Source organism: Achromobacter sp. JD-1 (assembly GCF_038594925.1).
GTDB classification, from domain to species: domain Bacteria; phylum Pseudomonadota; class Gammaproteobacteria; order Burkholderiales; family Burkholderiaceae_B; genus Achromobacter; species Achromobacter spanius_C.
In genome coordinates this window covers 122,795-144,479 of the sequence record NZ_JBCGCS010000002.1, presented here as the reverse complement: position 1 = coordinate 144,479, position 21,685 = coordinate 122,795, and the positions used below count along the sequence as shown (strand labels likewise).

Genomic DNA, 21,685 nt, shown 5'->3' with positions numbered 1-21,685 from the left:
TAAGTACAATGCGGGTCTCGCGGCGTTTGCCGTGCCTGGAACGAAATATGAGCCAATCCTCCAGCTTGCACTTCAGAACCTTTCTGCTCCTGCTCGTGGTGGTCTCCATCGCGTTCGGCTGGCTTTTGTGGCCTTTCTATGGCGCTGTTTTTTGGGGCGCCATTCTTGCCATCATCTTTGGACCCTTGCAGCGCCGACTGGCCAAGCGCATGGGGGGGCGGCGTAATCTGGCCGCGCTGATCACCTTGCTGGGGGTATTGCTGCTGGTCATTCTGCCGTTGGTGCTGATCAGTGGATCGCTGGTGCGCGAAGGTGCAAACCTGTACCAAAGCATCAAGTCGGGCGAACTGAATTTCGGTCTGTATTTTCAGCAGGCGATGGCGGCCTTGCCGCCGTCGGTGCATGATGTGCTGGCGCGGTTCGACCTGGCCGACATTCCCAGCCTTCAGGAAAAGCTCAGCGCGGGGGCGATGCAGGCCAGTCAGTTCCTGGCGACGCAGGCGTTAAGCATCGGGCAAGACACGTTCCAGTTCATGATCAGCTTCGGCATCATGCTGTATCTGCTGTTTTTCCTGCTGCGTGACGGGCCCGAACTGTCGGCTCGTATCAAGCGCGCGATGCCCTTGAGCGATGGGCACAAGCAGCATCTGTTTCGCAAGTTCACCACCGTTGTGCGGGCCACCGTGAAGGGCAACGTCGCGGTGGCGGCGGTGCAGGGTGCACTGGGCGGCATCATCTTTTCGATCTTGTCGATCCAGGGGGCGCTGTTGTGGGGCGTGATCATGGGCTTCCTGTCGCTGCTGCCTGCCGTGGGGGCCGGCCTGATCTGGGTGCCTGTCGCGGTCTACTTCCTGCTGACGGGCGCCGTGGTCAAGGGCGCGGTGCTGATCGCGTTTGGCGTGCTGGTCATCGGCATGGTCGACAACGTGCTGCGCCCGATCCTGGTGGGCAAGGACACCAAGATGCCCGACTACGTGATTCTGATTTCCACGCTGGGCGGCATGGCGCTATTCGGCCTGAACGGCTTTGTGATCGGGCCGCTGATCGCCGCGCTGTTCATGGCGAGCTGGGATCTTTTCTCGCAGACTTCCGACGGCATGATCGAGCAGAAGGAAGCGCCCCCAGCGTCGCGCAAATAACGATGCCGGGGCCTGCGCGCCTGCGCTGGATCAGCGCAGGCGCAGCAACTGGTCGCCGATGACCAGATCGCGTTCAGTGCGCGGCTGCGTCCGCACCAGCCCTTGCCGCAAGGCTTCCCCGATGTCGTCCACGCCCGTCATGTCGTCCATGGGCTGCTGGAAACTTTCTGCGCGCAGATAGCCCAGGTGGCGCCATTGGCCGCCGGCGGCCGGCGTAAACGCAATGAACCATTCACGCGTTCGGTGTGCGCCACTGCGTTGCGGCGCCACGTACAGGATGAGTTCGTCCTGGTCGTCGCCTGTCAGGTCAGCGAAGATCACCTGGCAGCGTTGCGTGGGCGGTGCTGCATCGGCTGGCGGGTCTGTCGGCGCGTCCGCCTGCGCATCTGCCGATATGGCGCACCCCCGTGCCTCATTGGGAAATTCGGCCCGCAGAAGGCGCCACCATGCCACGGGAACGTCATGTCCGGCAGGCGTGCTTGCCAGCGGCGGCGGGCTGACGGGCGGCGGATCCTCTGCGTCGTTCCGCGACTCGTCCCAGTTGAAATAGCTGCCCTTCAGGGTTTCAGCCGCGGCCACGGCAATCCGGGGATCCCGCGCATTGGCGGCGCCATCGGCCAGGCGCCGCAGCGCGTCTTGCCCCCATCGTCCGTAGTCTTTTCCCATGGCGTAAAAACTGAAATCCTGGGGGTCTTTGCGCCCGTCGACCAGGCGTTGAAACTGGCTTTCAGCGGTCAGCCGCATGGGGTTGGCAAGCGGCGTGTTGAACGCCAACAGCAGCGCCAGTATGGCGAAGGCGGCGGCCAGATTGGTGGCCGCCAGCGCTGCATGGTCATGCCTGGGCCGCAAGGCCGCCCAGGCATAGCCGGCGCCATACAGCACCAGTACCACGCCGCTGCCCACGCCCCAGGCGCGCAGCACTGTCCAGCCGTACTGATCCACGCGGACCACCGCGCCGTACAGCGCGACGGCCGCCAGGGGCAACAGGCACACCATTGCCCAGCGCAGGGCCCGACGCAGGCGCGGGCCGAACGGGGCGGCATTCGGGCTGTCTTGCCAGGCGGCGTTGATCAGCTTGATCCATACCAGCGAAAACGCAATCAGCGCGCCCGCGGATAACTGCACCGCCTGCAAGTCCAACGCCAGCCGCGCCGCCAATGCAACGGTGAAGGCCAAGCCCACCAGCGTGACCAGCGGCAGCAGCCAAGCATTCAACGTCAGCCAGGATCGCTGCAGCGTGTCCGTCAGCGCGGGGCGGCGGCGCACGCCGACGAGGCAGGCGGCCAGGATCATCGGCCAGACGGCAAGGCGGAATGTCGCGTCTTCAACAAGCCTGCGGACAAGCCGGATCCCAATCATGTCGAACATGGCGCCCGCCGCCGCCAGCAACAGGCAGACGCACGACGCCAGGCACAGGCTCAGGCCCAGATGGACGGTGTTGCGCCACGCCGCACGGAACACGGCGGGGTAATTCCACTGTGCCCGGCGTGTGTTCAGCGCCTGCACCAGCGGCAGCAGCACAAACCCGGCGATGCCGGTCAACAGCAATGGCATCGCGGCATCGCCGCGGCTTAGCCATCCTCCGCGTTCGTTGGGCAGCGCGCCATAGGCCGCCGTCAGGCCATAGGCCGTGACGGCCGGCAGCAGCAGGCCATAAATGAACAGCGCGGCCAGCCAGCGCCGGGTGCTTTGCATGCCCGACAGCAGGGCGCCGGCAAGCGGCGTCAACGCCAACCACTGCAGCAGGAAGTACAGGGCAAAGGGTCTGCCCCAAGGCCACGCTCGATGCGCCATCAGTTCGTGCAGGCATACGCCAAGCAGGGCGGCGATGGCGCCATAGATCAGCACGGTCCTGTCGGCCGCATCCAACGGTCCGGCGACGGTTTTTTTCAGGGACGGGTTCTTCATGCCGCGGATAGTAGCAATTTGGCGTCTTCGTGCGTTTCGGCGGCGAGGCGTGTGCGATGAAATTGTCGTCCGGCCGCTGATTTCGGAGTAAATTGGGGACGCGATACAGCCCGCCGAAAGGCGCGATAGCGCCTGCAAAAGGCGTCTGTGCATGGATTGTGCGGTTGCGGGGTTCTGCAATAATTTCTGAATTTCATCCCGCCCGGAGGCATCACCGGGGCAGGACGTATCGGGAGGCGCATGGGTCCAAGGGGGAAAGCGATGGCTGACGGCGAAAGCCTGCCTGGCGTGAGGGCGCGTCCTCAACACCGGTATTCCATGCGGACCGGTTTGCTCATCCTGGTGTTCGCCTGTATTTCTCCCGCGCTGGTCGTGGCGTCGATCGCGGTGTACGAAAGCTACGTTGTCCAGAAAGATCGGATTTTCCGCGACACGGTTTTCCTGGCACGCAACCTGACCTCTGTGCTTGACCGCGAGCTTACTGGCGTTGAAGCCGGGGTTCAGATGCTGGCATCGTCGCCAGACCTGCTGAGCGGCGATCTGGCCAGCTTCCATCAGCGCGCCCGGGATTCCGTGCGCTTCCAGATCGTGGACAGCTATGTCCTCACTGATGGGGAAGGGCGTCAGATCATCAACACCTTGGTTCCCTATGGATCAGCGTTGCCGCGCAGCGGTGCGCCACAAGCCCTGCGCCAAGTGTTCATTACACGGCAGCCAGTGCTGACGGGCTTGTTCATGGGCGGGGTCACCAAACGGCCGACCATTGCCATGGGCGTGCCCGTGGTGCGCGGCGATAGCGTCATCTACAGCTTGAATGTGGGCTTGTCTCCGGACCGCATCGGCAGCGCGCTGGGCCGGCACGCCTTGCCGGAAGGCTGGGTGGCGGCTGTGCTGGACGAATCCGGCACCATCATCGCCCGCACCGGCGACAGCTCACGGTTTGTCGGGCAAAAGGCCGTGCCTTCCTTGGTGCAGGCGATACAGCGGGAAAGCGAAGGCGCTTTTGAATCGGTCACCAAAGAGGGCACGCCCGTCTATACGGCATTCAGCCGCTCGGCGTTGTCAGGGTGGACGGTTGCCGCCGGGGCGCCCATCAGCCTGGTGACGACGAACCTGTACCGCTCCATCGGCTGGGTGGCGCTGGGCACCTTGATTGCGTTCGGCCTGGGCCTGTGGCTGGCCTTGCGCCTGGCCAACCGGCTGACCTCGGCGGTGCAAGGGCTGGTGGGGCCGGCGCTGGCGCTCGGTGAAGGGCGCACCGTTGAGCTGGCCGGCACCAGCGTCAAAGAGGCCGAAGAAGTGGGCACCGCGTTGTTGCAGGCGTCGCGCATGCTGGCGCATGCCCAGCACCTGGCGCACTACGATCCCTTGACCGGTTTGTGCAACCGCGTGCTGTTCGGAGAACTTGTCCTGCGCGAACTGTCCATGGCGCAGCGCAGTGGCGATTCCTTCGCCATCCTTGCCATTGATCTGGACGGATTCAAGGCGGTCAACGATCTGCATGGTCATGCCGCGGGCGACACCGTGCTGAAGGAAGCCGCGGACAGGATGGCGCGGGCCATCCGCGTGTCTGACGTCGCGGCCCGCTTGGGTGGCGACGAATTCGCCGTGCTGTTGATGGGCGTGGGCCAAGCGCAGGCGCAGCCGGTGGCCGAGGCCTTGGTGGACAGCCTGTCGCTACCCTATCCAGGAATTCGCGTGGCCGTATCGGCAAGTGTCGGCATTGCCGTGTATCCCGACTCTGGCATCACGATGCTGCAATTGCTGGAGCGCGCCGACGTCGCGCTGTACAAGGCCAAGGCGGAAGGCAAGCGGCGGGTGGCGTCGGACGTGTGATGGCGCGTACTACCGTGTTCACGTATCGGGCTGCGGTGCTTGCTGAGGCGCAAGCGCCGTCAGGACCTCGCCAGAGGTCAAGCGATATCGCCGTTCGCCCAGGGCGATCACGCCTTCTCCGTCCGACGTTCTGAGAATGTAGCGGGAGTCCGCCAGCGGCACAGGGCTGGACGGACCCCGGTCGTTCGCCTGCAAGAAAACCTCTATCCGGTACAGCCTGCCCGATTCCGTGCTGGCAAGCACATCGCTCAATCTACGTATGGAAATGGCCATGCGGCTGATACTCCCTCTTGATTGATGTTTCAGTGGGTCTGTCGCGTTTCCCTGCGCGGACGCCTCGATACCAAGGCTGGTCACTACGATAACGATAGGTTTTCGCTACACTGCCCGCCTGTTGCCGCGCCAGGGCGGGCATCAAGCCAATAAGCGAACACGTTCATGCGATCTTTTTCCGGCCGGCATGCGGCCACTCTCTGTGGTCTGCTGGCGATCCTGCTTTGGGGCACGGTCGTTGGACTGATTCGCGGCATCAGCGAGAGTTTTGGCGCCATCGGCGGCGCCGCGCTCATTTATACGGTAGGTTCGGTATTCCTTGTGTGTCTGCTCGGGTTTCCGGCGTTGCGGAGTTTCCCGCGTCGTTATCTCATGGTGGGCAGCCTGCTGTTTGTCACTTACGAAATCTGTCTGTCGCTGTCGCTGGGCTTTGCCATCGACCGGGAGCAGGCCATCGAGCTGGGCATCGTCAATTACCTGTGGCCCTGCCTGACTGTGTTGTTGGCCATCGTGTTCAACGGCCAGCGCGCCAACGCCTGGGTGTTGCCGGGAATAGCGCTGTCGGTATGCGGCATTGCCTGGGTCGTGGGCGGATCGGGCCTGTCCTGGGAACGCACCGTCGCAAACATATCCAGTAATCCTCTCAGCTACGGATTGGCATTCGGCGGCGCCATTATCTGGGCCGTATATTGCAATGTGACCAAGCGATTCGCCGATGGAAAAAACGGCGTGGCTTTATTTTTCATGCTGACCGCGGCGGCGTTGTGGGCAAAGTATTTTTTCAGCGCTGAACCGCCATTGACGTTTACCGGCCCGGCCACGCTGGAGCTATGCCTGACCGGCGGTGCGATGGCAGCCGGTTATGCGCTGTGGAACGTGGGCCTACTGAAGGGCAACCTGACTTTGCTGGCGACGGCGTCCTATTTCACCCCGGTGCTTTCCACCTTCTTTGCCGCCATATGGCTATCTACCCGCTTGACGGCTTCATTCTGGCAAGGCGTGGCCATGGTCACCGCCGGTTCCTTGCTGTGTTGGGTGGCCACAAGAACCAAATCCGCCCGGGGCGATTAGCCCGGGGCGGCTAAAACGCTGGGGCAGAACTATCAGTCGATCAGCATGGACAGCGCGACCGCATAGCCCAGCGGAATCAATAACAGCGACGCAAAGGTTGAACTGACAATCGCCGCCGATATCTTCAGCCAGGGCTCTGGCCCCGCGCTTCGAATCGTTTGAATCACCAATCCGACGATACCCATAACCATCAAACAGCTGATTACCACTGCTACGTAAGTCATGTTGTCTCCGTCCTCGCCTGATTAAAGGGATTCGGCGCCGCGTTGCGCGGTCTAGATGTGTGTACTGATTGTGCGCCTGTATTCGCAGAGTTGTCCCTAGGGTTTTCCTGGCACAAATGTGGCGGTGTGGTGTTTTTGCCGCGCGCCCTGCAGCATGAATCCATGTGCGCGCGCAACATTTCAAACAGCGTGCGAAAGCGCGTTTAAGGCAAGTCCGATTGCGCTACGATGGGCGCATATCTCCACGGAAAATCCGAAACATGACGCAGAAATTGCGCCCCGGCACGCGTGCCACCCTTCAAGTCAGGCAACTCTTGCCGGGAGAGTTTGCGTGGATCATTACCTTGCTTGATCCCGAAAGCGGCAATGTGCACAGCACCAATTATTCTGAAAAGCGCTACGGCAGCCAGGATGAAGCATCGGCTGCAGGCAAGGCCGCCGTCGTGGAATTTCTGGGCGCCGGTGAAAAAAATGGCTTGGTGGTGGCCAAAGACGGCAAGCTCAAGCCCTGACCCTGCCCGGTCGCCCGCGTTTTACGAACAAGCCCTCGCAAGAGGGCTTTTTGCTGGGGCGGCCATGCCGGGGCTTGGGTGGGCACGGCAATTGCTGTAGCGGTGGCGGCGCGCTTGGCGCCGCCAGAGGAGAACAAGCCATGTCCCAAATCCCGCATCGAGAGCCCGGCCTGCCGGACGATCTGCCGCCGGACGATCCGTCATTGCCCGGCAATCTGCCGCCCGATGATCCGCTGCCGGACCCCAATCAACCGCCCGACGACCCGCCGCTTGTTGATCCGACGCCGCCGGCGCCGGATCCCCGTTTGCCGGGAACGATAGATCTGGCTTGATTGCCGGTTTGCGTGGTTCGAAAACCTAAAAAGGAGACTGTCACATGCGTTCCATTCTGTTGTGGCTGCTCGGCGTGCCCATTCCCATCATCATCCTGCTGGCGCTTTTCTGGCATTGACGCCGGGCTTGGGGTTGCGGTGCCGTTCGGGATTGCCCCTTCGGTATTGCGCCCGCCCACGTCACAAAACAATGAACAAGGAATCACCATGGAAAACGCATCATCTTCAAGCCTGGCCCACGGCGGCGCCATTCCGCCGCGCGAGTCCGCCATATCGGCGGTGTCTTGGGCGGCGGTGTTTGCTGGCGCCGTGATCGCGGCGGCGCTCTCGCTGGCGTTGTTTGCGGGGGGAACCGGCCTGGGCTTTCTATCGGTTTCACCGTGGGGCGATGAGGGGATGTCGGCGCCTGCCGTCGGCATCGGCATCATTGCGTGGATGTTGTTCACGCAGATCATTTCCTACGGCATCGGTGGCTACGTGGCCGGGCGTTTGCGCACGAAGTGGGTGGATGTGCATTCGGACGAGATCTATTTCCGCGATACCGCGCATGGCTTTTTAGTGTGGGCCTTGAGTGCTGTCGTTAGCGCGGCGCTGCTGGGTTCCGCGCTGGCAACGCTGGCGTCCGGTGCGGCGAAAGCGGGGGCTTCGGTGGCGGCAGGCGCCAGCACGGCAATCACGGCAACGGCGGCGGCCGGGGCGGCGGGCGCCAGTGGCGGCGGCATGGACCGCGCAACCGACTACTTCACCGATACCTTGTTGCGCTCGGATCGGCCCGAGGCGGCGGGCGACCGTGGCGCGGCCCGCGCGGAAGTCGGCCGCATCGTCGCCATGAGCCTGGCGCGCGGAGAGATGACGCCCGAAGACCGCGACTACGTGACCAAGGTGGTGGCCGCGCAAACCGGCCAGGATCCCGCCGTTGCACAGCGCCGCGTTGAGCAGACCATCGCCAACGCCAAGAAGGCGGCCGAAGAGGCCAAGCAAACAGCCAAGGAAGCGGCCGATCAGGCCCGCAAAGCCGCCGCCGCGTTCGCGCTGTGGGGGTTTGCATCCATGCTGATCGGCGCGTTCGTCGCAAGCCTGGCCGCAACCTGGGGTGGCAAGCGCCGCGATACCCTGCGCACGCTGTAGGCGCGCGCGCAACGCAAAAGGCCCTCACCGAAGTGAGGGCCTTTCTAAATCTTGGTGGCGCATCCCTGATTCGAACAGGGGACCTGCGGATTATGATTCCGTCGCTCTAACCGGCTGAGCTAATGCGCCAATCCTTGTTCGTCATTCAGTGCTGCCTCTGCCTATAGCTTTGGTTTTTCAGCTATTAACCTTTCAGTTTTTAGCTTTATTCCGCTGCTTTATTCAGTAGCGCTGATCAACGAAGAACGAAATTCTAGCATGAAACTTTTTTTGTTTGCAAGCGGGCTTGCTGCAAAAAAACAGGAAGTGATTCACACGTCCCGAGCCAGGCGGATTCCCGAAAACTGCCAGCGGGCTTCGGGTGGGAAGAAATTGCGATAGCTCGCGCGGACGTGATCGCGCGGCGTGGCGCATGAGCCGCCCCGCAGTACGTACTGGTTGCACATGAACTTGCCGTTGTATTCGCCGACGGCGCCAGCATCAGGCTTGTAGCCTGGATAGGCGTCGTAGGCACTGGACGTCCATTCCCAGGTGTCGCCGAACAGTTGGACGGGGCCGCCCGAGCCATTGCGCGCGGGCGCCGGGCGCGGATCCAGGTGCCCGTTTTCAAGCATGTTGGCGCGGCCAGGGAAGGCGGGGTCCGCCAGTTGCCGGGCCGCATGTTCCCATTCCGCTTCGCGCGGCAGGCGTACGCGCGCCCAGCGTGCGTAGGCGTCGGCTTCGAAGTAGCTCACATGGGTGACTGGCGCCTGCAGTTCCAGTTCATGCATGCCGCGCAGCGTGAAGACGCGCCAGTCGTCGCGCTGACCTTCCCAATAAAGCGGCGCGCGCCAACCTTCGGCGCAAACGCGGTCCCAGCCGGCGGACAACCACAGCTCGGGCCGCTTGTAGCCGCCGTCCTGGATGAACGCCAGGAATTCGTGTTGTGTCACAAGCCGGTCGGCCAGATAAAACGGCGCCAGCAACACTTCATGGGCGGGCCCTTCGTTGTCGAAGCCGAAGCCCTTGCCGTCGTGGCCGATGCGAGTGATGCCGCCGCCATAACGGGTCCAGCCGGCCGGCGTTGCGGGCGGCAGCGCCGGTGCGCCCGACGCCACGTAGGCGGGCTTGAGCGGGTTGAAGGACAGCATGTGCTTCACATCGGTAAGAATCAGTTCCTGATGTTGCTGCTCGTGGTTCAGGCCCAGTTCCAGCAAGGCGTCGAAGGCCGGGTCGTTTCCGCCTAAGCGCGAGATCAGGTCGTGCATGGCGGCGTCCACATGCTGGCGGTACTGCTGCACCTCGGCAAGCGTCGGCCGCGACAGCAGGCCGCGCTGGGGGCGCGGATGCTTGGCGCCGATGGCGTTGTAGTACGAGTTGAACAGCATGCGGTACTGCGGGTGGAAGGCGGTATAGGCAGGGTGGAAGTGCGTCAGTAAAAAAGTCTCGAAGAACCAGGTGGTGTGCGCCAGATGCCATTTGACGGGGCTACAGTCCGGCATGGATTGCACCTGGCAATCTTCCGGGCTTAGCGGCGCGGCAAGCGCCGTGCTGGTAGAACGCACGGCGTCGTAGCGATCGTGCTGGCCGGCCTGCCCGCCAGCGTAGGGTCCGGTGGCGGGGTGAGTCAGCAGGCAGGCAGGTTCCATGGCGATCCTCCAGTGGCGTTGAGGGGAAAGCGCGCGTCAGGCGCGGGCGCTGAAAACCGAAAACCAGCCGCGTGAGTCCGACCAGTGGGCAATGTCGTGAAAGCCGGCGCGTTGCAGCAGGTCCGCGAACGCTTGCGGCGTGAATTTGTAGGAATTTTCGGTATGGATGCGTTCGCCAGCACGGAATTCGCGCTCGCCCCCGGGCCAGCTCACGCATACGTCGCGCAAGGCTTCCAGGTGCATCTCCACGCGCGATCGCGCGCTGTTGAAGAGCGCCAGGTGGCGCCAGTCCGCAACGTCGAAATCGGCATCCAACACGGTGTTGACATGCCGCAGCAGATTCAGATTGAACGCGGCGGTAAGGTGCAACGCGTCGTCGTAGGCGGGCTCCAGCACTTGCTTGGGCTTGACGCGGTCCACCCCCAGCAACAGGCCGCCGCCCTCACATTGCGCGCGGATGCGCTGCAGCATGGCGTGCGCATCTTCAGGGCTGAGGTTGCCAATGCTGGAACCGGGATAGAAAAACAGCCGCTGCGCGTCGGGTATGCCGTCCGGCAGGGCCAGCGCTTGCGAAAAATCCTGGCCGACCGGGGTGACGTTCAATTCCGGGTACGACAGCCGCAGCCGTTCGACGGCGGTCTGCAGGTAGTCGGCCGAAATGTCGATCGGAATGTAATGCTGAGGCTTCAGGCGGGCGAACAGGCGCTCGGCCTTGACGCAATCGCCCGCGCCCAGGTCAATCATGGATTGCACCGGCCCGATGTGGCTCGCGATGGCTTGGCCATGGCGTTGAAAAATCTCGGCTTCGCAACGGGTGGGGTAGTACTCGGGCAGTTGGGTGATCGCGGTGAACAGCGAGGAGCCCAGCGCGTCGTACAGGTACTTGGGGTCGATATGAGCGGGGTCGTCGAGCAGGCCGTCGCGCAATTCGATCTGCTCTGGGCTGGGCGCCTGGGAACCGGACTCGAAAAAATCGGAGACGGCGTGGGCAAGCACTGCAGAAGGGGAAACCATGCGTTCATTCCTTTTTTCCGAGGCGGTTGAAGCGCATTGCAAGAGGGGTATTGTGGCGGCGAGGGGGGTTGCGGTGTCAAGCGCCAGGCCGCCGAATGCAATGGACTTTTACGAAATCGAAGCCGGGCCGAAAAACGGGGCCAAGCTTCTTGCGTCCTTACCAGCAAGTTCCGATCCGACCGTCCCCGCCGCTGAAATATCGAATTACGGCTGGTTGCGAAAGCTGGAGCGGCGGCGCCGAATGATCGGCACAATGCAGATCTGGTCAACAGGACGACATCCCATCGGGGTGACGCCCCATGGGCCCAACATTTTCAAGGAGCGACTATGAATCGAAAGCACCAACGCGCCGAGATGGCTCTGCATCGCGATCGGGTCAACGACAGCTTCCGCGACCTGGTCGCCGGCACTGAAGATCTCTTGCGCTCGACGGCTTCCTACACGGGCTCCGAAATTGAATCCGCGCGCGCGCGCTTGAAGCAGCAACTGGCCGAAGCCCGCCACCATGCGGGCGATTGGGAAGGCGCGGCGCGCGAACGTGCGTATCGCGCCAAGGCCTACGCCGATGAATATGTGCATGAAAACGCCTGGAAGTCGGTGGGCGTGGCAGCGCTGTTGGGCGCTGTGCTGGGGTGCCTGGTGGCAAGCGGCCGGCGTTAAATCGGGCTTCTCTTATGAGGCCGCCTCCGGCCCTGTGCCGGACAGAATTCGCGCCGGGCAAGCCTGCAAGCTTGTCCGGCGCGCGCCGTTGGGGGCGTGCGCTGTGGCTGATTTGCGCCGTCGCCATGGCGGCTGGTTGCGCCAGTGTGCCCGATGCGCGGGAGCGCCAGGCGCGCAAGGCGCAGGCCGGCCTGTCCGCCGATGCAGCGCGTGAAAGCTACCGCCGCGGGCATGGCATCGCGGCGGACCCCAACACCCCCAAAGATGATTTCCTGGCAAGGCACCTGGCGGTGGAGCAGGCTGTCAGCGGCGCGCCTTTAGCGCCCGGCAACCGCGTCAAGCTGTTGGCTGACGGGCCCAGTACGTATCGCGCCATGCTGCAATCCATTGCGCAGGCTCGCCGCTACGTGCACATGGAAACCTATATCTTTGACGACGATGCGGAAGGCGCGCGCTTTGCCGAAGCCCTGATCGCCGCGCGCAACCGCGGCGCCGAGGTTTCGTTGATGGTGGATGCGGTTGGCACCATCAAGACGCCCGATGCCTTGTTCCAACACCTGCGCGATGCGGGCGTGCAAGTGGCGGTGTTCAACCCCGTCAATCCGGCAGCCGCACGCGCGGGTTGGTCGCCGAACCAGCGCAACCATCGCAAGGTGTTGGTGGTCGACGGCAAGGTGGGCTACGTAGGCGGCATCAACGTCAGCAGTGTTTATGAATCGTCGCCAGGCTCGGCGTCGGGTTCCGGCCCAGGCGCGGGCGGCGGGTCCGGCGCAAAGGCAGACGACCAGAAGGCCACGGGCGATGCCAAGGTCGCGCCCTGGCGCGATACGCATCTGCGCATTGAAGGGCCGGCGGTGGCGCAACTGGAGCAGGTGATCCAGGCGGGGTGGGCGTCGCAATCCGACGAACCCATCAAGGGCGGCGGCACCTATGTGGCGCCGCCCGTCGGGTCAACAACCGTGCGCATACTGGCCAACCAGCCTGACCGCAGCGACGGCTATACCGTTTATCTGACCTTGATGTCCGCGTTCGAAAGCGCGCAGAAGTCGATCCACATCACCATGGCGTACTTTGTGCCCGATCCCGCCTTCATCGACGTGCTGTCGGCGGCCGCGCGGCGGGGGGTGGACGTGGTGTTGGTGCTGCCGGGGTTCAGCGATTCGTCGCTGGTCTTTCATGCAGGGCGTTCGCACTACACCGATCTGCTTGATGCCGGCGTAAAGCTCTATGAGCGGCGCGACGCCTTGCTGCATGCCAAGACGGCGGTGGTTGACGGCGTGTGGTCCACCGTGGGCTCCAGCAATATGGATTGGCGCAGCTTTGCCCTGAACTACGAGATCAACGCGGTGGTGCTGGGGCCGGAATTCGCCGCTGAAATGGAAGCCTTGTTCCAGCGCGACGTTGCTGACTCGGTGCCCATCACTCAGGATGAATGGGGCCAGCGAGGCATCGACGACCGCTTCATGGAAACCTTTTCGCGGATGTTCGAGCGCTGGTTGTAGCCGGCGCGTCGTCCATCCGCCCCAAGGGCCAGCGCGCTATGCGCGGTGTTCGGCCAGCGCCGTGGTGATGTCCTGCGTGGGCAGGAACGACTCGGCTTGCGCCATCGCCCAACCCACGCGGAATACCTGATGGCGGAATTCACCGCGCAGCAGCTCGCCCGGCGCCAATTCAGGAAACAACGCCGACAGCAGGCGAATTTCGCTCGACGAGATGCGGCGCGCGATGTGATGCGGGCGCAACTGGCCGGGGTGGGTCAAGCCGGCGGCGGCCAGAAGTTCGGCCAGCGCGTGCAGCGTATTGCGATGAAAGTCGGCCACGCGCTGGGCCTTGTCCGGCACCACCAGCGCGCGTTGCCGCAAGGGGTCTTGCGTGGTGACTCCCGTGGGGCATTTGCCGGTATGGCAAGCCTGCGCCTGAATGCAGCCGATGGCGAACATGAAGCCGCGCGCGGCATTGCACCAGTCGGCGCCCATGGCCATTACGCGCGCCATGTCGAACGCGGTGATGATCTTGCCCGATGCACCCAGCTTGATGCGGTCGCGCAGGTTCACGCCGATCAGGGTGTTGTGCACCAGGCGCAGCGCTTCGCGCAGTGGTGTGCCCACGTGGTCCACGAATTCCACGGGCGCGGCACCCGTGCCGCCTTCCGCGCCATCGACCACGATGAAGTCCGGCGTGATTCCGGTTTCCAGCATGGCCTTGACGATGGCGAACCATTCCCACGGGTGACCCACGCAGAACTTGAAGCCCACCGGCTTGCCGCCCGACAATTCCCGCAACCGCGCCACGAACTTCATCAGCCCGATGGGCGTGTCAAAGGCCGAATGGCTGGCCGGGGAGTTGCAGTCTTGCCAAGGCGCGACGCCGCGCGCCTCCGCGATTTCCAGCGTGACCTTGCTTGCGGGCAAGATGCCGCCATGGCCGGGTTTGGCGCCTTGGGACAGCTTGATTTCAATCATCTTCACCTGCGGCGTACAGGCATTCTTGACGAAGGCTTCTTCCGAAAAGGCGCCGTGTTCGTCGCGGCATCCGAAATAGCCCGAGCCGATGTTCCACACCAGGCCGCCGCCAGGCTGGCGATGGTAGCGGCTGATGCCGCCTTCGCCGGTGTCGTGCGCGAAGTTGCCCTGGCGCGCGCCTTCGTTCAGGGCCAGCACGGCGTTGGCCGACAGCGCGCCGAAGCTCATGGCCGACACATTGAAGGCCGACATGGAATAGGGCTGCGTGCAATCGGGGCCGCCCACCGTCACGCGAAAATCGGTGTCGTTGATGTGCGAGGGCGACATGGAATGGTTGATCCACTCATAGCGGTCGCCATAAACATCTTCCTGCGTGCCGAACGGACGCTTGTCGACTTCGCGCTTGGCGCGTTGGTAAACGATCGAGCGTTGCGCGCGAGAGAACGGCGCCGCATGCGTATCGTCTTCCAGGAAATACTGGCGGATCTCTGGCCGAATGAACTCAAAGAGGAAACGCAGGTTGCCGATGACGGGGTAGTTGCGGCGGATGGCGTGGCGGGTCTGGATCAGGTCATACACGCCCAGCGCGCCCAGCATCGCCAGAGGAACGGCGGCCCACAGCCACCAGAGCGAACTTGTGAAAGCCAGGACGGCGGTGACGGCAGCGCCGGCCAGGGTCAACAAAAAGGCCGTGTAACGGCCAAGTATCCAACTCATGTTCCTCTCCGTGATGCGGAAATGCAGCAACCATACACCAGGCGGCCGTGACCAAAAAAGAAAGCCCCCTGAAAACAGGGGGCCGAGCGTGGAACACTGTTTTTCAGCAGTAGGCCATTAGCAAGCGGAAGCTGGCGGGGTTTTTTCGACCGCCAGGCCGAAGGCGGGGCGTAGCCGCACACCCAATGCACTGCCCGCGAAGGCGGCCGGCAGCCACAGCCAGGCGTGCAGGCTACCCGACAGGATGCCGCTGAAGTAGGCCCCGATATTGCAGCCGAAGGCCAGGCGCGCGCCATAACCCAGCAGCAGGCCGCCAATGACCGCAGCCGCCAGCGAGCGCGCCGGAACCTTCCACACCGGGGCAAACTTGCCCGCGGCGCTGGCCGCGGCCAGCGCGCCCAGCATCAAGCCGATGTCCATGACGGTGGTGACGTCCTGGCGCAGCGGAGCGACCAGCGACGGCTGCTTGGCCCAATAGGCCCAGCTTGCCACGTCACCGCTGACGGCATTCAAGGTCTTGGCGCCCCACAGGGCGAACGCCGACGTGATGCCCCAGGGGCGGCCAGCCAAGGCCAGCGTGGCGAAGTTCAGCACGACCAGCGCCACGCCGCCCCAGATCAGGGGCCACGGGCCTTGCAGCAAGGAGGCGGGGCGCGCGGTGCGCGACGCGAAGGAAATCACATGCCCGTGGCGGCGCTTTTCCAGGACGGTTGCGCCCCAGGCGATCAGCGCGAACACAGCCAGATTGGCGATCAGCGCGGGCGCCAGGCCCCAGGCCTTGATCAGCGAGGTGGGCGCCAACGCGGGCAGCGTGGACCACCAACTGTAGTTGGCGGTGCCGATGACCGAGCCTACGATAAAGAAAAGCAGCGTGACCAGCATGCGCGTATTGCCGCCCCCCGCCGCGAACAAGGTGCCCGACGCGCAGCCGCCGCCCAACTGCATGCCGATGCCAAAGAGAAACGCGCCCAGCAGCACCGACACGCCGGGCGGAGACACAAAACCCGTGACCGGCTGGCCAAACAGCGTGCCCGCCGCCAGGAAGGGGAAGAACAGCAGCACGCCCACACCCAGCATGAGCATCTGCGCGCGCAGGCCCGCGCTGCGGCGGTCGGACACAAAGACACGCCAGGCCTGCGTGAAGCCGAAAGAGGCGTGGTACAGCGTGATGCCCAAGAGCGCGCCGACGACCCACAGCGCACCTTGGCGCCAACTGACGGTTTGAAGTAGATACAGCGCCCCAGCCAGCAACAGCAGCAAGGCAATCCACAGCGGCTTGCGGTTGATCTGTAGCGGCGGCAGGGCCGAGGGCAGGGGCAGGGTCGAGGCGTTGGTGCTCATGGGGTATCCCGGTGGGATCGGATTCGTCAAAGCAAACGGGCGCAAGATAGGGCGCCCGTGGAGAAGGATGAAAGTTTACGGCGGTGGCTTAATTGCTAAAAACATAAATTAATGATTGATTAATAGCAAAAAGTTATTAGCGGGCACTGCGACCGAGATCCGCCGTATTCACTGCAAACGCCACACCAGCGCTGCCAGAGTCAAGAGCAATACGGGAAGCGTCAACACGATGCCCACCTTGAAGTAATAACCCCAGGTGATGCGCAGCCCCTTGCGCGCCAGCACGTGCAGCCAGAGCAGGGTGGCCAGGCTGCCGATGGGCGTGATCTTCGGGCCCAGGTCGCTGCCGATGATGTTGGCGTAGATCATGGCGTCCTTCAGCGGGCCCGTGGCGCTGGTGTCGGCGATCGACAGCGCGCCCACCAGCACGGTGGGCAAGTTGTTCATGACAGACGACAGGAACGCGGTGATCAGGCCCGTGCCCATTGCCGCGCCCCATAAGCCATATTGGGCACACCAGTCCAGCACTTGTGCCAGATGCGCGGTCAGGCCGGCGTTGCGCAGGCCGTACACAACCAGGTACATCCCCAGCGAGAAGATCACGATGTGCCAGGGCGCTTCGCGCATGATCTTGCGCGTGCCCACGATGTGTTGGCGTCCCGCGATCAACAGCAGGCCCAGCGCGCCGGCCGCCGCGATGGCGCTGACCGGAACGCCCATCGGCTCCAGCACGAAGAACCCGGTCAGCAGCAGGCCCAGTACGATCCAGCCAGCGCGAAAGGTGATGGGATCCCGAATCGCCGAGGCGGGGGCGGGCAGTTGGCTGACGTCATAACGTGGCGGAATGCTCTTGCGAAAGAACAGCAGCAGCACCACCAGCGTTGAGCCCACCGCCATCAGATTGACCGGCAGCATCACCGAGGCGTATTCGCCAAAGCCGATGCCGAAGAAGTCGGCCGACACGATGTTCACCAGGTTCGACACGATCAGCGCGATGCTGCCGGTATCGGCGATGAAGCCCGCCGCCATCACGAAAGCCAGCGACGCGCCGGGCCCGAAACCCAGCGCCAGCAGCATTTCCATGACGATGGGCGTCAGGATCAGGGCCGCGCCGTCATTGGCGAACAATGCCGACACCGCGGCGCCCAGCAGCACGATCAGCACGAACAACAGCCGTCCGCGTCCGCCGCCCCAACGCGCCACATGCAGCGCGGACCATTCGAAGAAGCCGGCTTCGTCCAGGATCAGGCTGGTGATGATGATGGCGATAAAGGTGGCGGTGGCGTTCCAGACGATGCGCCAGACATCCGCGATGTCGGCCACGTGGACCACGCCAGTCGCCAAGGCCAGGCCGGCGCCGATGACCGCGCTCCAGCCGATGGACAAGCCTCTTGGCTGCCAGATCACAAGCGTGATGGTCAGAATGAAAATGGCGGCGGCAAGCAGCATGACAGGCGATCAGGAAATAGGATGGGCGCTGATCCAGGCCACCAGCACGCTGACGGTGAGCACGGATGCAACGGTGGAAACAAGAATGGCGCGCGAGGTCACGCGGGCATCGCGCCCGTACATCTTCGCCAGCATGAAAGGGCCCGTGCCGATGGGCAGCGCGCTCATCAGCACGGCGGTCCAGGCCCACAGCGGTGGCATCGAAAATACGTAGAACGCCAGCACGGCGGTGACGGTGGGCTGCAGCAGCAGCTTGCCGACCACCAGGCGCAGTACGCCGGGGCCCGCGGTGGCGGTTTCCGTCTGCGCCAGGAACAAGCCGATGGTGACCAGCGCGCAGGGGCTGGCGGATGCGCCCAGCAGCGCAACGTAGCGGTCGATGCCGTCAGGCAGGGGCAGGCCCGTGGCCGCCCACGCCAGGCCGAGCACCGGCGCGGCCAGCAAGGGGTTGCGCATCAACGCGCGGCCAACCTTGAGCAGCGTGGTGGCGGCGTTGGGGGCTTGTTGCCGGTCGAATTCGATCAATGCGATGGCAAAGCCGAATAAAACACTGGCGGTCAGCAGTGTGGTGAACGCGGCGGGCGCCAGGCTTTCCGCGCCAAACAGCGCCACGCACAAGGGGATGCCCATATAGCCCGCATTGGCATAGGACGCCGCCAGGCCTTCGATGCTGCGGTCGGTCAGCGGGCGCCGTCCGCCACGGCCGGGCAGAAAAGATACCAGGAAGGTGACGGCAATGCCGCCGGCGAAGGCGGCCACAAAGCCCCAGTGCGCCATATGCGCCAGATCCACCTGCGTCATCGCGCGAAACAGCAGCGCCGGCAACGACAGGTAGACCACGTAGCGGTTCAAGGCGTCGGTGGCGCCAGGCCCCAGTACCTTGCCCCGGGCTGCCAGCCAGCCGGTCAGGATCAGCGCAAAGACCGGCAGGGCGGCAGTGATGACGGCGTTCATGGTTGGGGGAGTGGGCGCGGGAAGGCGCTCATTCTACTTTGGGCGGATGTGGATTCTGGCGCGCGCTGCGGGTGACCAACAGAATGCCCCCTGCGGCCAAGGCCATGCCCGGCCACGCCAGCGCCGGGATGGGTTCGCCCAGCGCCAACAGCGCAAAAATGGCGGCGCAGGGCGGCACCAGGAAAAACAAGGCGGACACGCGCGAGGCTTCGCCGTGCCGGATCATGGTCAGCAGCAAGGTGATGGCGACCAGCGAATTTCCCACGACAAGATACGCCAGCGCGGCCAGCAGCGGGCCGGTCCATTCGATGTGCATGGGTTCCAGGGCGAAGGCCAGCGGCGCCGTCACGGCGAGGCCGACGGCGTACTGCACCATGTTGGACGTGATGGGATGCGTCGCCGTGCCGTAGCGTTTTTCGTAGAGCGTGCCGCTGGTGATGCAAAGCAGCGCGCCCACGGCGAACAGCAGCCCCAGCGGCGCCAGTACGTCGATGGACGCCTTGGCCACGATGACGAGCGCGGCGCCCGCAACGCCCAGGCCCAGCCCCGTCCAGCGCCGGGCGTCGACCCGTTCATGCGCGATCATGGGCGCCAGCAGGCCGATCAGAATCGGTTGCAGCGATGCAATCAACGCAAGCCCCGCAGCGGACATGCCCAGCTTGAGCGACAGATAGGTGCAGCAGAAATAACCGGCCTGCAGCAACACACCGACCATGGCCAGATGGCCCCATGCGCGCGCGCCGCGCGGAAGCGGTGGGCGCATGATCAGCATGAATGGCGCCAGGATGAGCACTACACAGGCGTAGCGCACCGCCAGGAACGTCAGCGGGTCGGCATAAGCCAGGCCGATCTTCAGCACCACGAAGCCGCTGGACCACAACAACAGGAAAAGCGCGGGGGCGGCTTTCAACCAGGTCGGGGGTGCGGCGGGCGTCATGTTGGGTGCGGGCAACGAGGGCAAGCCGCGATCGTACCCCTTTTCGTCTCGTTGTCATCCCTGCGAGAATGCGGCGTAGGATATTTATTGTTGATGAGCCGTACGCGAGGAAATGCAGATGTCGACCAACAAGCAATCAGCGGTGCGTATTGCCCTGGGGACCTGGGACCGCCTGCGCGAAGACGCCTATTCGGTCCGCCATGAGGTATTCGTGGTTGAACAGAAGGTGCCGCCGGAGGTAGAGCTAGACGACGACGACGCCGTGTCGGTGCATGCGGTGGCCTATGGCCCCGACGGCACGCCGATGGGCACCGGCCGCCTCTTGCCCGATGGGCATATCGGCCGCATGGCCGTTCACAAGCGGGCGCGTGGCAAGGGGGTGGGCGCTCAGTTGCTTACCGCCTTGATCGAGCAGGGTCATGGCGACGGGCACCGCATGTTGGTGCTGCACGCGCAGAAACACGCGGCCGGTTTCTATGAGGCGCATGGCTTCACCGTCGAGGGCGAAGAATTCATCGAAGCCGGCATTCCGCACGTCGTGATGACGCGCGAACTGAAGTAGGGCAATACAACAGCCGGCCGATACAGCGTACGCACCGTGCAAAAGAAAAAACCCCGGTCGTTTTCACGAACGGGGTTTTTCTTGGCGCATCACGACAGGTACCTCGTGATGTAATAATTGGTGCCCAGGAGAGGACTCGAACCTCCACACCTTGCGGCACACGGACCTGAACCGTGCGCGTCTACCAATTCCGCCACCTGGGCTATGTTGCTATCCCCTTTGCGTCACAGGGTTCGTCGCTTTCGCGTCGTTTCTGGTTCAGCAGCAGAGAAGCGAGATTATGCACATTTTTTTTGGCGTACGCAAGCAAGAGTTTATAGGCAAGAGTTTATAGTGTCGCCCCATGTCCCGAGCCCTATGCACGCGTTGCCTGCGCCCCGAATCCCACTGTCTGTGCCCGCTTATTCCCGCCTTGTCATGCCGCACCCATCTGCTGGTGTTGCAACACCCTAGTGAAGCGCGCCATGCATTGAATACGGCCAGGTTGGCGGTGCTGGGCTTGGCTGGCGCGCGGCGTGTAGTGGGCGAAACCTTCACGCCCGACGTGTGGGAAAAGCCGGGCTACGCACCCCGCCTGCTGTTTCCGGGGCCCGCCGCCGACGTCTTGATGCCCGGTTATGGCCGGGATCTGGATCAGCCAATTCAATTGATCGTGCCGGATGGCACCTGGGGGCACGCGCGCAAGCTGCTGCACATCAACCCTGAGCTGGCGGCGTTGCCGCGTGTGATGTTGCCGCCGGGGCTGACGACGCGCTATCGCGTGCGCCATGCCGACATTCCGGGCGCGCTATCCACCATTGAAGCGGTGACGCACGCCTTGAACGCGATTGAAGCCCCGATGAATGTCGACGCCTTGCTGCGGCCGTTCGAAGCGCTGATCGACGGGCAGATCGAAGGGATGGGTGAGGATCTTTATGCGCGCCATCATTTGCAGCGCAAGGTGCCGTGGCGTTAATGCCATGCACCCATGGCTAGGTGGGAAGAGGGCGAATAATCAAATTGGTTGGGCGCAAACCGGGTGCATCGCATAATGCGCCCGATATATCGAATGTCAGCCCCGAATCTCAGCCCCGAATCTCAGCCGCTTGCGCTTATTGGCGCACAAAGCAAAAGCCCCGAGCATCTTTCGATATTCGGGGCCTTCAGCCTTGCTATCAACCCAGCGCTGACGCTGTTCTGACTTATATGCGGGTGGTGCCCAGGAGAGGACTCGAACCTCCACACCTTTCGGCACACGGACCTGAACCGTGCGCGTCTACCAATTCCGCCACCTGGGCACTGGAAGAGCTATTTGCTCTAGCAGGTTTGCTGCTGGTACTGCTGGTATTGCTGATTTTTGCTATCCAACCCGTTTGAAAACGGATTCGATTTAAATTCCGTGGTGCCCAGGAGAGGACTCGAACCTCCACACCTTTCGGCACACGGACCTGAACCGTGCGCGTCTACCAATTCCGCCACCTGGGCACTGAGAGAACCTTGTCAGAACTATGTGATACGCTGCGGCCCTAGTTGCATGGTTTTATTAAGCGCTGTGTGTT

At 63.4% G+C, this 21,685-nt stretch carries 21 protein-coding genes and 4 tRNA genes; 11 read left to right on the top strand and 14 right to left on the bottom strand.

The window, feature by feature from the left end; all coding sequences use genetic code 11:
* The first annotated feature begins 47 nt into the window (after window positions 1–47).
* Window positions 48–1,139 (top strand): AI-2E family transporter, encoded by a 1,092-nt coding sequence (locus WBR68_RS03865; RefSeq protein WP_050445955.1) that lies wholly within the window; start codon window positions 48–50, stop codon window positions 1,137–1,139.
* Between the two features lie 30 nt (window positions 1,140–1,169).
* Here the strand turns inward: WBR68_RS03865 and WBR68_RS03860 are convergent, their stop codons facing one another.
* Window positions 1,170–3,047 (bottom strand): DUF4153 domain-containing protein, encoded by a 1,878-nt coding sequence (locus WBR68_RS03860; RefSeq protein WP_230693580.1) that lies wholly within the window; start codon window positions 3,045–3,047, stop codon window positions 1,170–1,172.
* A gap of 261 nt (window positions 3,048–3,308) precedes the next feature.
* On the opposite strand from WBR68_RS03860, the gene WBR68_RS03855 reads away from it, so the two are divergent.
* The gene (locus tag WBR68_RS03855) at window positions 3,309–4,883 is read left to right on the top strand and encodes a sensor domain-containing diguanylate cyclase (RefSeq protein ID WP_127183866.1); all 1,575 of its coding nucleotides are present in this window, start codon (window positions 3,309–3,311) and stop codon (window positions 4,881–4,883) included.
* A gap of 18 nt (window positions 4,884–4,901) precedes the next feature.
* Here the strand turns inward: WBR68_RS03855 and WBR68_RS03850 are convergent, their stop codons facing one another.
* Window positions 4,902–5,156 carry a hypothetical protein gene (locus WBR68_RS03850; RefSeq protein WP_050445951.1) on the bottom strand — a complete coding sequence of 85 codons (255 nt, stop codon included), beginning with the start codon at window positions 5,154–5,156 and terminating at the stop codon, window positions 4,902–4,904.
* 165 nt (window positions 5,157–5,321) lie between these two features.
* Between WBR68_RS03850 and yddG the strand changes: the two genes are divergently transcribed.
* Window positions 5,322–6,227: an aromatic amino acid DMT transporter YddG gene (yddG, locus tag WBR68_RS03845; RefSeq protein WP_050445950.1), complete on the top strand. Its 906-nt coding sequence runs from the start codon at window positions 5,322–5,324 to the stop codon at window positions 6,225–6,227.
* A 32-nt stretch (window positions 6,228–6,259) separates the two neighbouring features.
* On the opposite strand, the gene WBR68_RS03840 is transcribed toward yddG, so the two are convergent.
* Window positions 6,260–6,451 carry a hypothetical protein gene (locus tag WBR68_RS03840; RefSeq protein WP_230693579.1) on the bottom strand — a complete coding sequence of 64 codons (192 nt, stop codon included), beginning with the start codon at window positions 6,449–6,451 and terminating at the stop codon, window positions 6,260–6,262.
* A 260-nt stretch (window positions 6,452–6,711) separates the two neighbouring features.
* Between WBR68_RS03840 and WBR68_RS03835 the strand changes: the two genes are divergently transcribed.
* The 3 genes from WBR68_RS03835 (at window position 6,712) to WBR68_RS03825 (ending at window position 8,423) form a co-directional block, all read left to right on the top strand.
* Window positions 6,712–6,963: a hypothetical protein gene (locus tag WBR68_RS03835; RefSeq protein ID WP_050445948.1), complete on the top strand. Its 252-nt coding sequence runs from the start codon at window positions 6,712–6,714 to the stop codon at window positions 6,961–6,963.
* A 140-nt stretch (window positions 6,964–7,103) separates the two neighbouring features.
* Complete coding sequence (locus tag WBR68_RS03830) at window positions 7,104–7,295, top strand: hypothetical protein (RefSeq protein WP_050445947.1); 192 nt, start codon at window positions 7,104–7,106, stop codon at window positions 7,293–7,295.
* Window positions 7,296–7,502: 207 nt separating this feature from the next.
* A complete protein-coding gene (locus WBR68_RS03825; protein WP_050445946.1) occupies window positions 7,503–8,423 on the top strand; it encodes a hypothetical protein in 921 nt (306 codons plus the stop codon).
* A gap of 52 nt (window positions 8,424–8,475) precedes the next feature.
* On the opposite strand, the gene WBR68_RS03820 is transcribed toward WBR68_RS03825, so the two are convergent.
* The 3 genes from WBR68_RS03820 to egtD form a co-directional block, all read right to left on the bottom strand.
* Window positions 8,476–8,552: transfer RNA gene (locus tag WBR68_RS03820), tRNA-Met, on the bottom strand.
* A 182-nt stretch (window positions 8,553–8,734) separates the two neighbouring features.
* Entirely contained in the window at window positions 8,735–10,051 is a 1,317-nt protein-coding gene (egtB, locus tag WBR68_RS03815) for an ergothioneine biosynthesis protein EgtB (protein WP_050445945.1), read from the bottom strand.
* Between the two features lie 36 nt (window positions 10,052–10,087).
* The gene (gene egtD, locus WBR68_RS03810) at window positions 10,088–11,065 is read right to left on the bottom strand and encodes an L-histidine N(alpha)-methyltransferase (RefSeq protein WP_230693578.1); all 978 of its coding nucleotides are present in this window, start codon (window positions 11,063–11,065) and stop codon (window positions 10,088–10,090) included.
* Here egtD and WBR68_RS03805 point away from each other — a divergent pair.
* The 3 genes from WBR68_RS03805 to WBR68_RS03795 all read left to right on the top strand — a co-directional run bounded on the left by WBR68_RS03805 (window position 11,064) and on the right by WBR68_RS03795 (window position 13,227).
* Window positions 11,064–11,396, top strand: coding sequence for a hypothetical protein (locus tag WBR68_RS03805; RefSeq protein WP_230693577.1), 333 nt, complete (start codon window positions 11,064–11,066; stop codon window positions 11,394–11,396). The genes egtD and WBR68_RS03805 overlap by 2 nt on opposite strands.
* Window positions 11,393–11,725: a DUF883 family protein gene (locus WBR68_RS03800; RefSeq protein WP_050445943.1), complete on the top strand. Its 333-nt coding sequence runs from the start codon at window positions 11,393–11,395 to the stop codon at window positions 11,723–11,725. The genes WBR68_RS03805 and WBR68_RS03800 overlap by 4 nt, the downstream gene beginning before the upstream one ends.
* Window positions 11,726–11,850: 125 nt before the next feature.
* Window positions 11,851–13,227 carry a phospholipase D-like domain-containing protein gene (locus WBR68_RS03795; protein WP_230693680.1) on the top strand — a complete coding sequence of 459 codons (1,377 nt, stop codon included), beginning with the start codon at window positions 11,851–11,853 and terminating at the stop codon, window positions 13,225–13,227.
* 36 nt (window positions 13,228–13,263) lie between these two features.
* On the opposite strand, the gene WBR68_RS03790 is transcribed toward WBR68_RS03795, so the two are convergent.
* The 5 genes from WBR68_RS03790 to WBR68_RS03770 form a co-directional block, all read right to left on the bottom strand.
* Window positions 13,264–14,904 (bottom strand): FMN-binding glutamate synthase family protein, encoded by a 1,641-nt coding sequence (locus WBR68_RS03790; protein ID WP_050445941.1) that lies wholly within the window; start codon window positions 14,902–14,904, stop codon window positions 13,264–13,266.
* Between the two features lie 117 nt (window positions 14,905–15,021).
* Window positions 15,022–16,245 (bottom strand): YeeE/YedE family protein, encoded by a 1,224-nt coding sequence (locus WBR68_RS03785; protein ID WP_230693576.1) that lies wholly within the window; start codon window positions 16,243–16,245, stop codon window positions 15,022–15,024.
* Window positions 16,246–16,413: 168 nt separating this feature from the next.
* On the bottom strand, window positions 16,414–17,694 hold the full coding sequence (locus WBR68_RS03780; protein WP_050445939.1) for an arsenic transporter: 1,281 nt from the start codon (window positions 17,692–17,694) through the stop codon (window positions 16,414–16,416).
* Window positions 17,695–17,703: 9 nt separating this feature from the next.
* On the bottom strand, window positions 17,704–18,648 hold the full coding sequence (locus WBR68_RS03775) for an AEC family transporter (RefSeq protein WP_230693575.1): 945 nt from the start codon (window positions 18,646–18,648) through the stop codon (window positions 17,704–17,706).
* A gap of 28 nt (window positions 18,649–18,676) precedes the next feature.
* Window positions 18,677–19,585: a DMT family transporter gene (locus tag WBR68_RS03770; RefSeq protein WP_127186282.1), complete on the bottom strand. Its 909-nt coding sequence runs from the start codon at window positions 19,583–19,585 to the stop codon at window positions 18,677–18,679.
* Between the two features lie 112 nt (window positions 19,586–19,697).
* Here WBR68_RS03770 and WBR68_RS03765 point away from each other — a divergent pair, with 112 nt between their 5' ends.
* Window positions 19,698–20,147 carry a GNAT family N-acetyltransferase gene (locus tag WBR68_RS03765; protein WP_370641185.1) on the top strand — a complete coding sequence of 150 codons (450 nt, stop codon included), beginning with the start codon at window positions 19,698–19,700 and terminating at the stop codon, window positions 20,145–20,147.
* 118 nt (window positions 20,148–20,265) lie between these two features.
* On the opposite strand, the gene WBR68_RS03760 is transcribed toward WBR68_RS03765, so the two are convergent.
* Window positions 20,266–20,350 (bottom strand) — tRNA-Leu (locus WBR68_RS03760).
* Window positions 20,351–20,490: 140 nt separating this feature from the next.
* Here WBR68_RS03760 and WBR68_RS03755 point away from each other — a divergent pair.
* Window positions 20,491–21,102, top strand: coding sequence for a tRNA-uridine aminocarboxypropyltransferase (locus WBR68_RS03755; protein WP_230693574.1), 612 nt, complete (start codon window positions 20,491–20,493; stop codon window positions 21,100–21,102).
* A 237-nt stretch (window positions 21,103–21,339) separates the two neighbouring features.
* Here WBR68_RS03755 and WBR68_RS03750 read toward each other — a convergent pair.
* Both WBR68_RS03750 and WBR68_RS03745 read right to left on the bottom strand, forming a co-directional pair.
* Window positions 21,340–21,424: transfer RNA gene (locus tag WBR68_RS03750), tRNA-Leu, on the bottom strand.
* A gap of 102 nt (window positions 21,425–21,526) precedes the next feature.
* A tRNA-Leu gene (locus tag WBR68_RS03745) sits at window positions 21,527–21,611 on the bottom strand.
* Window positions 21,612–21,685 lie beyond the last annotated feature (74 nt).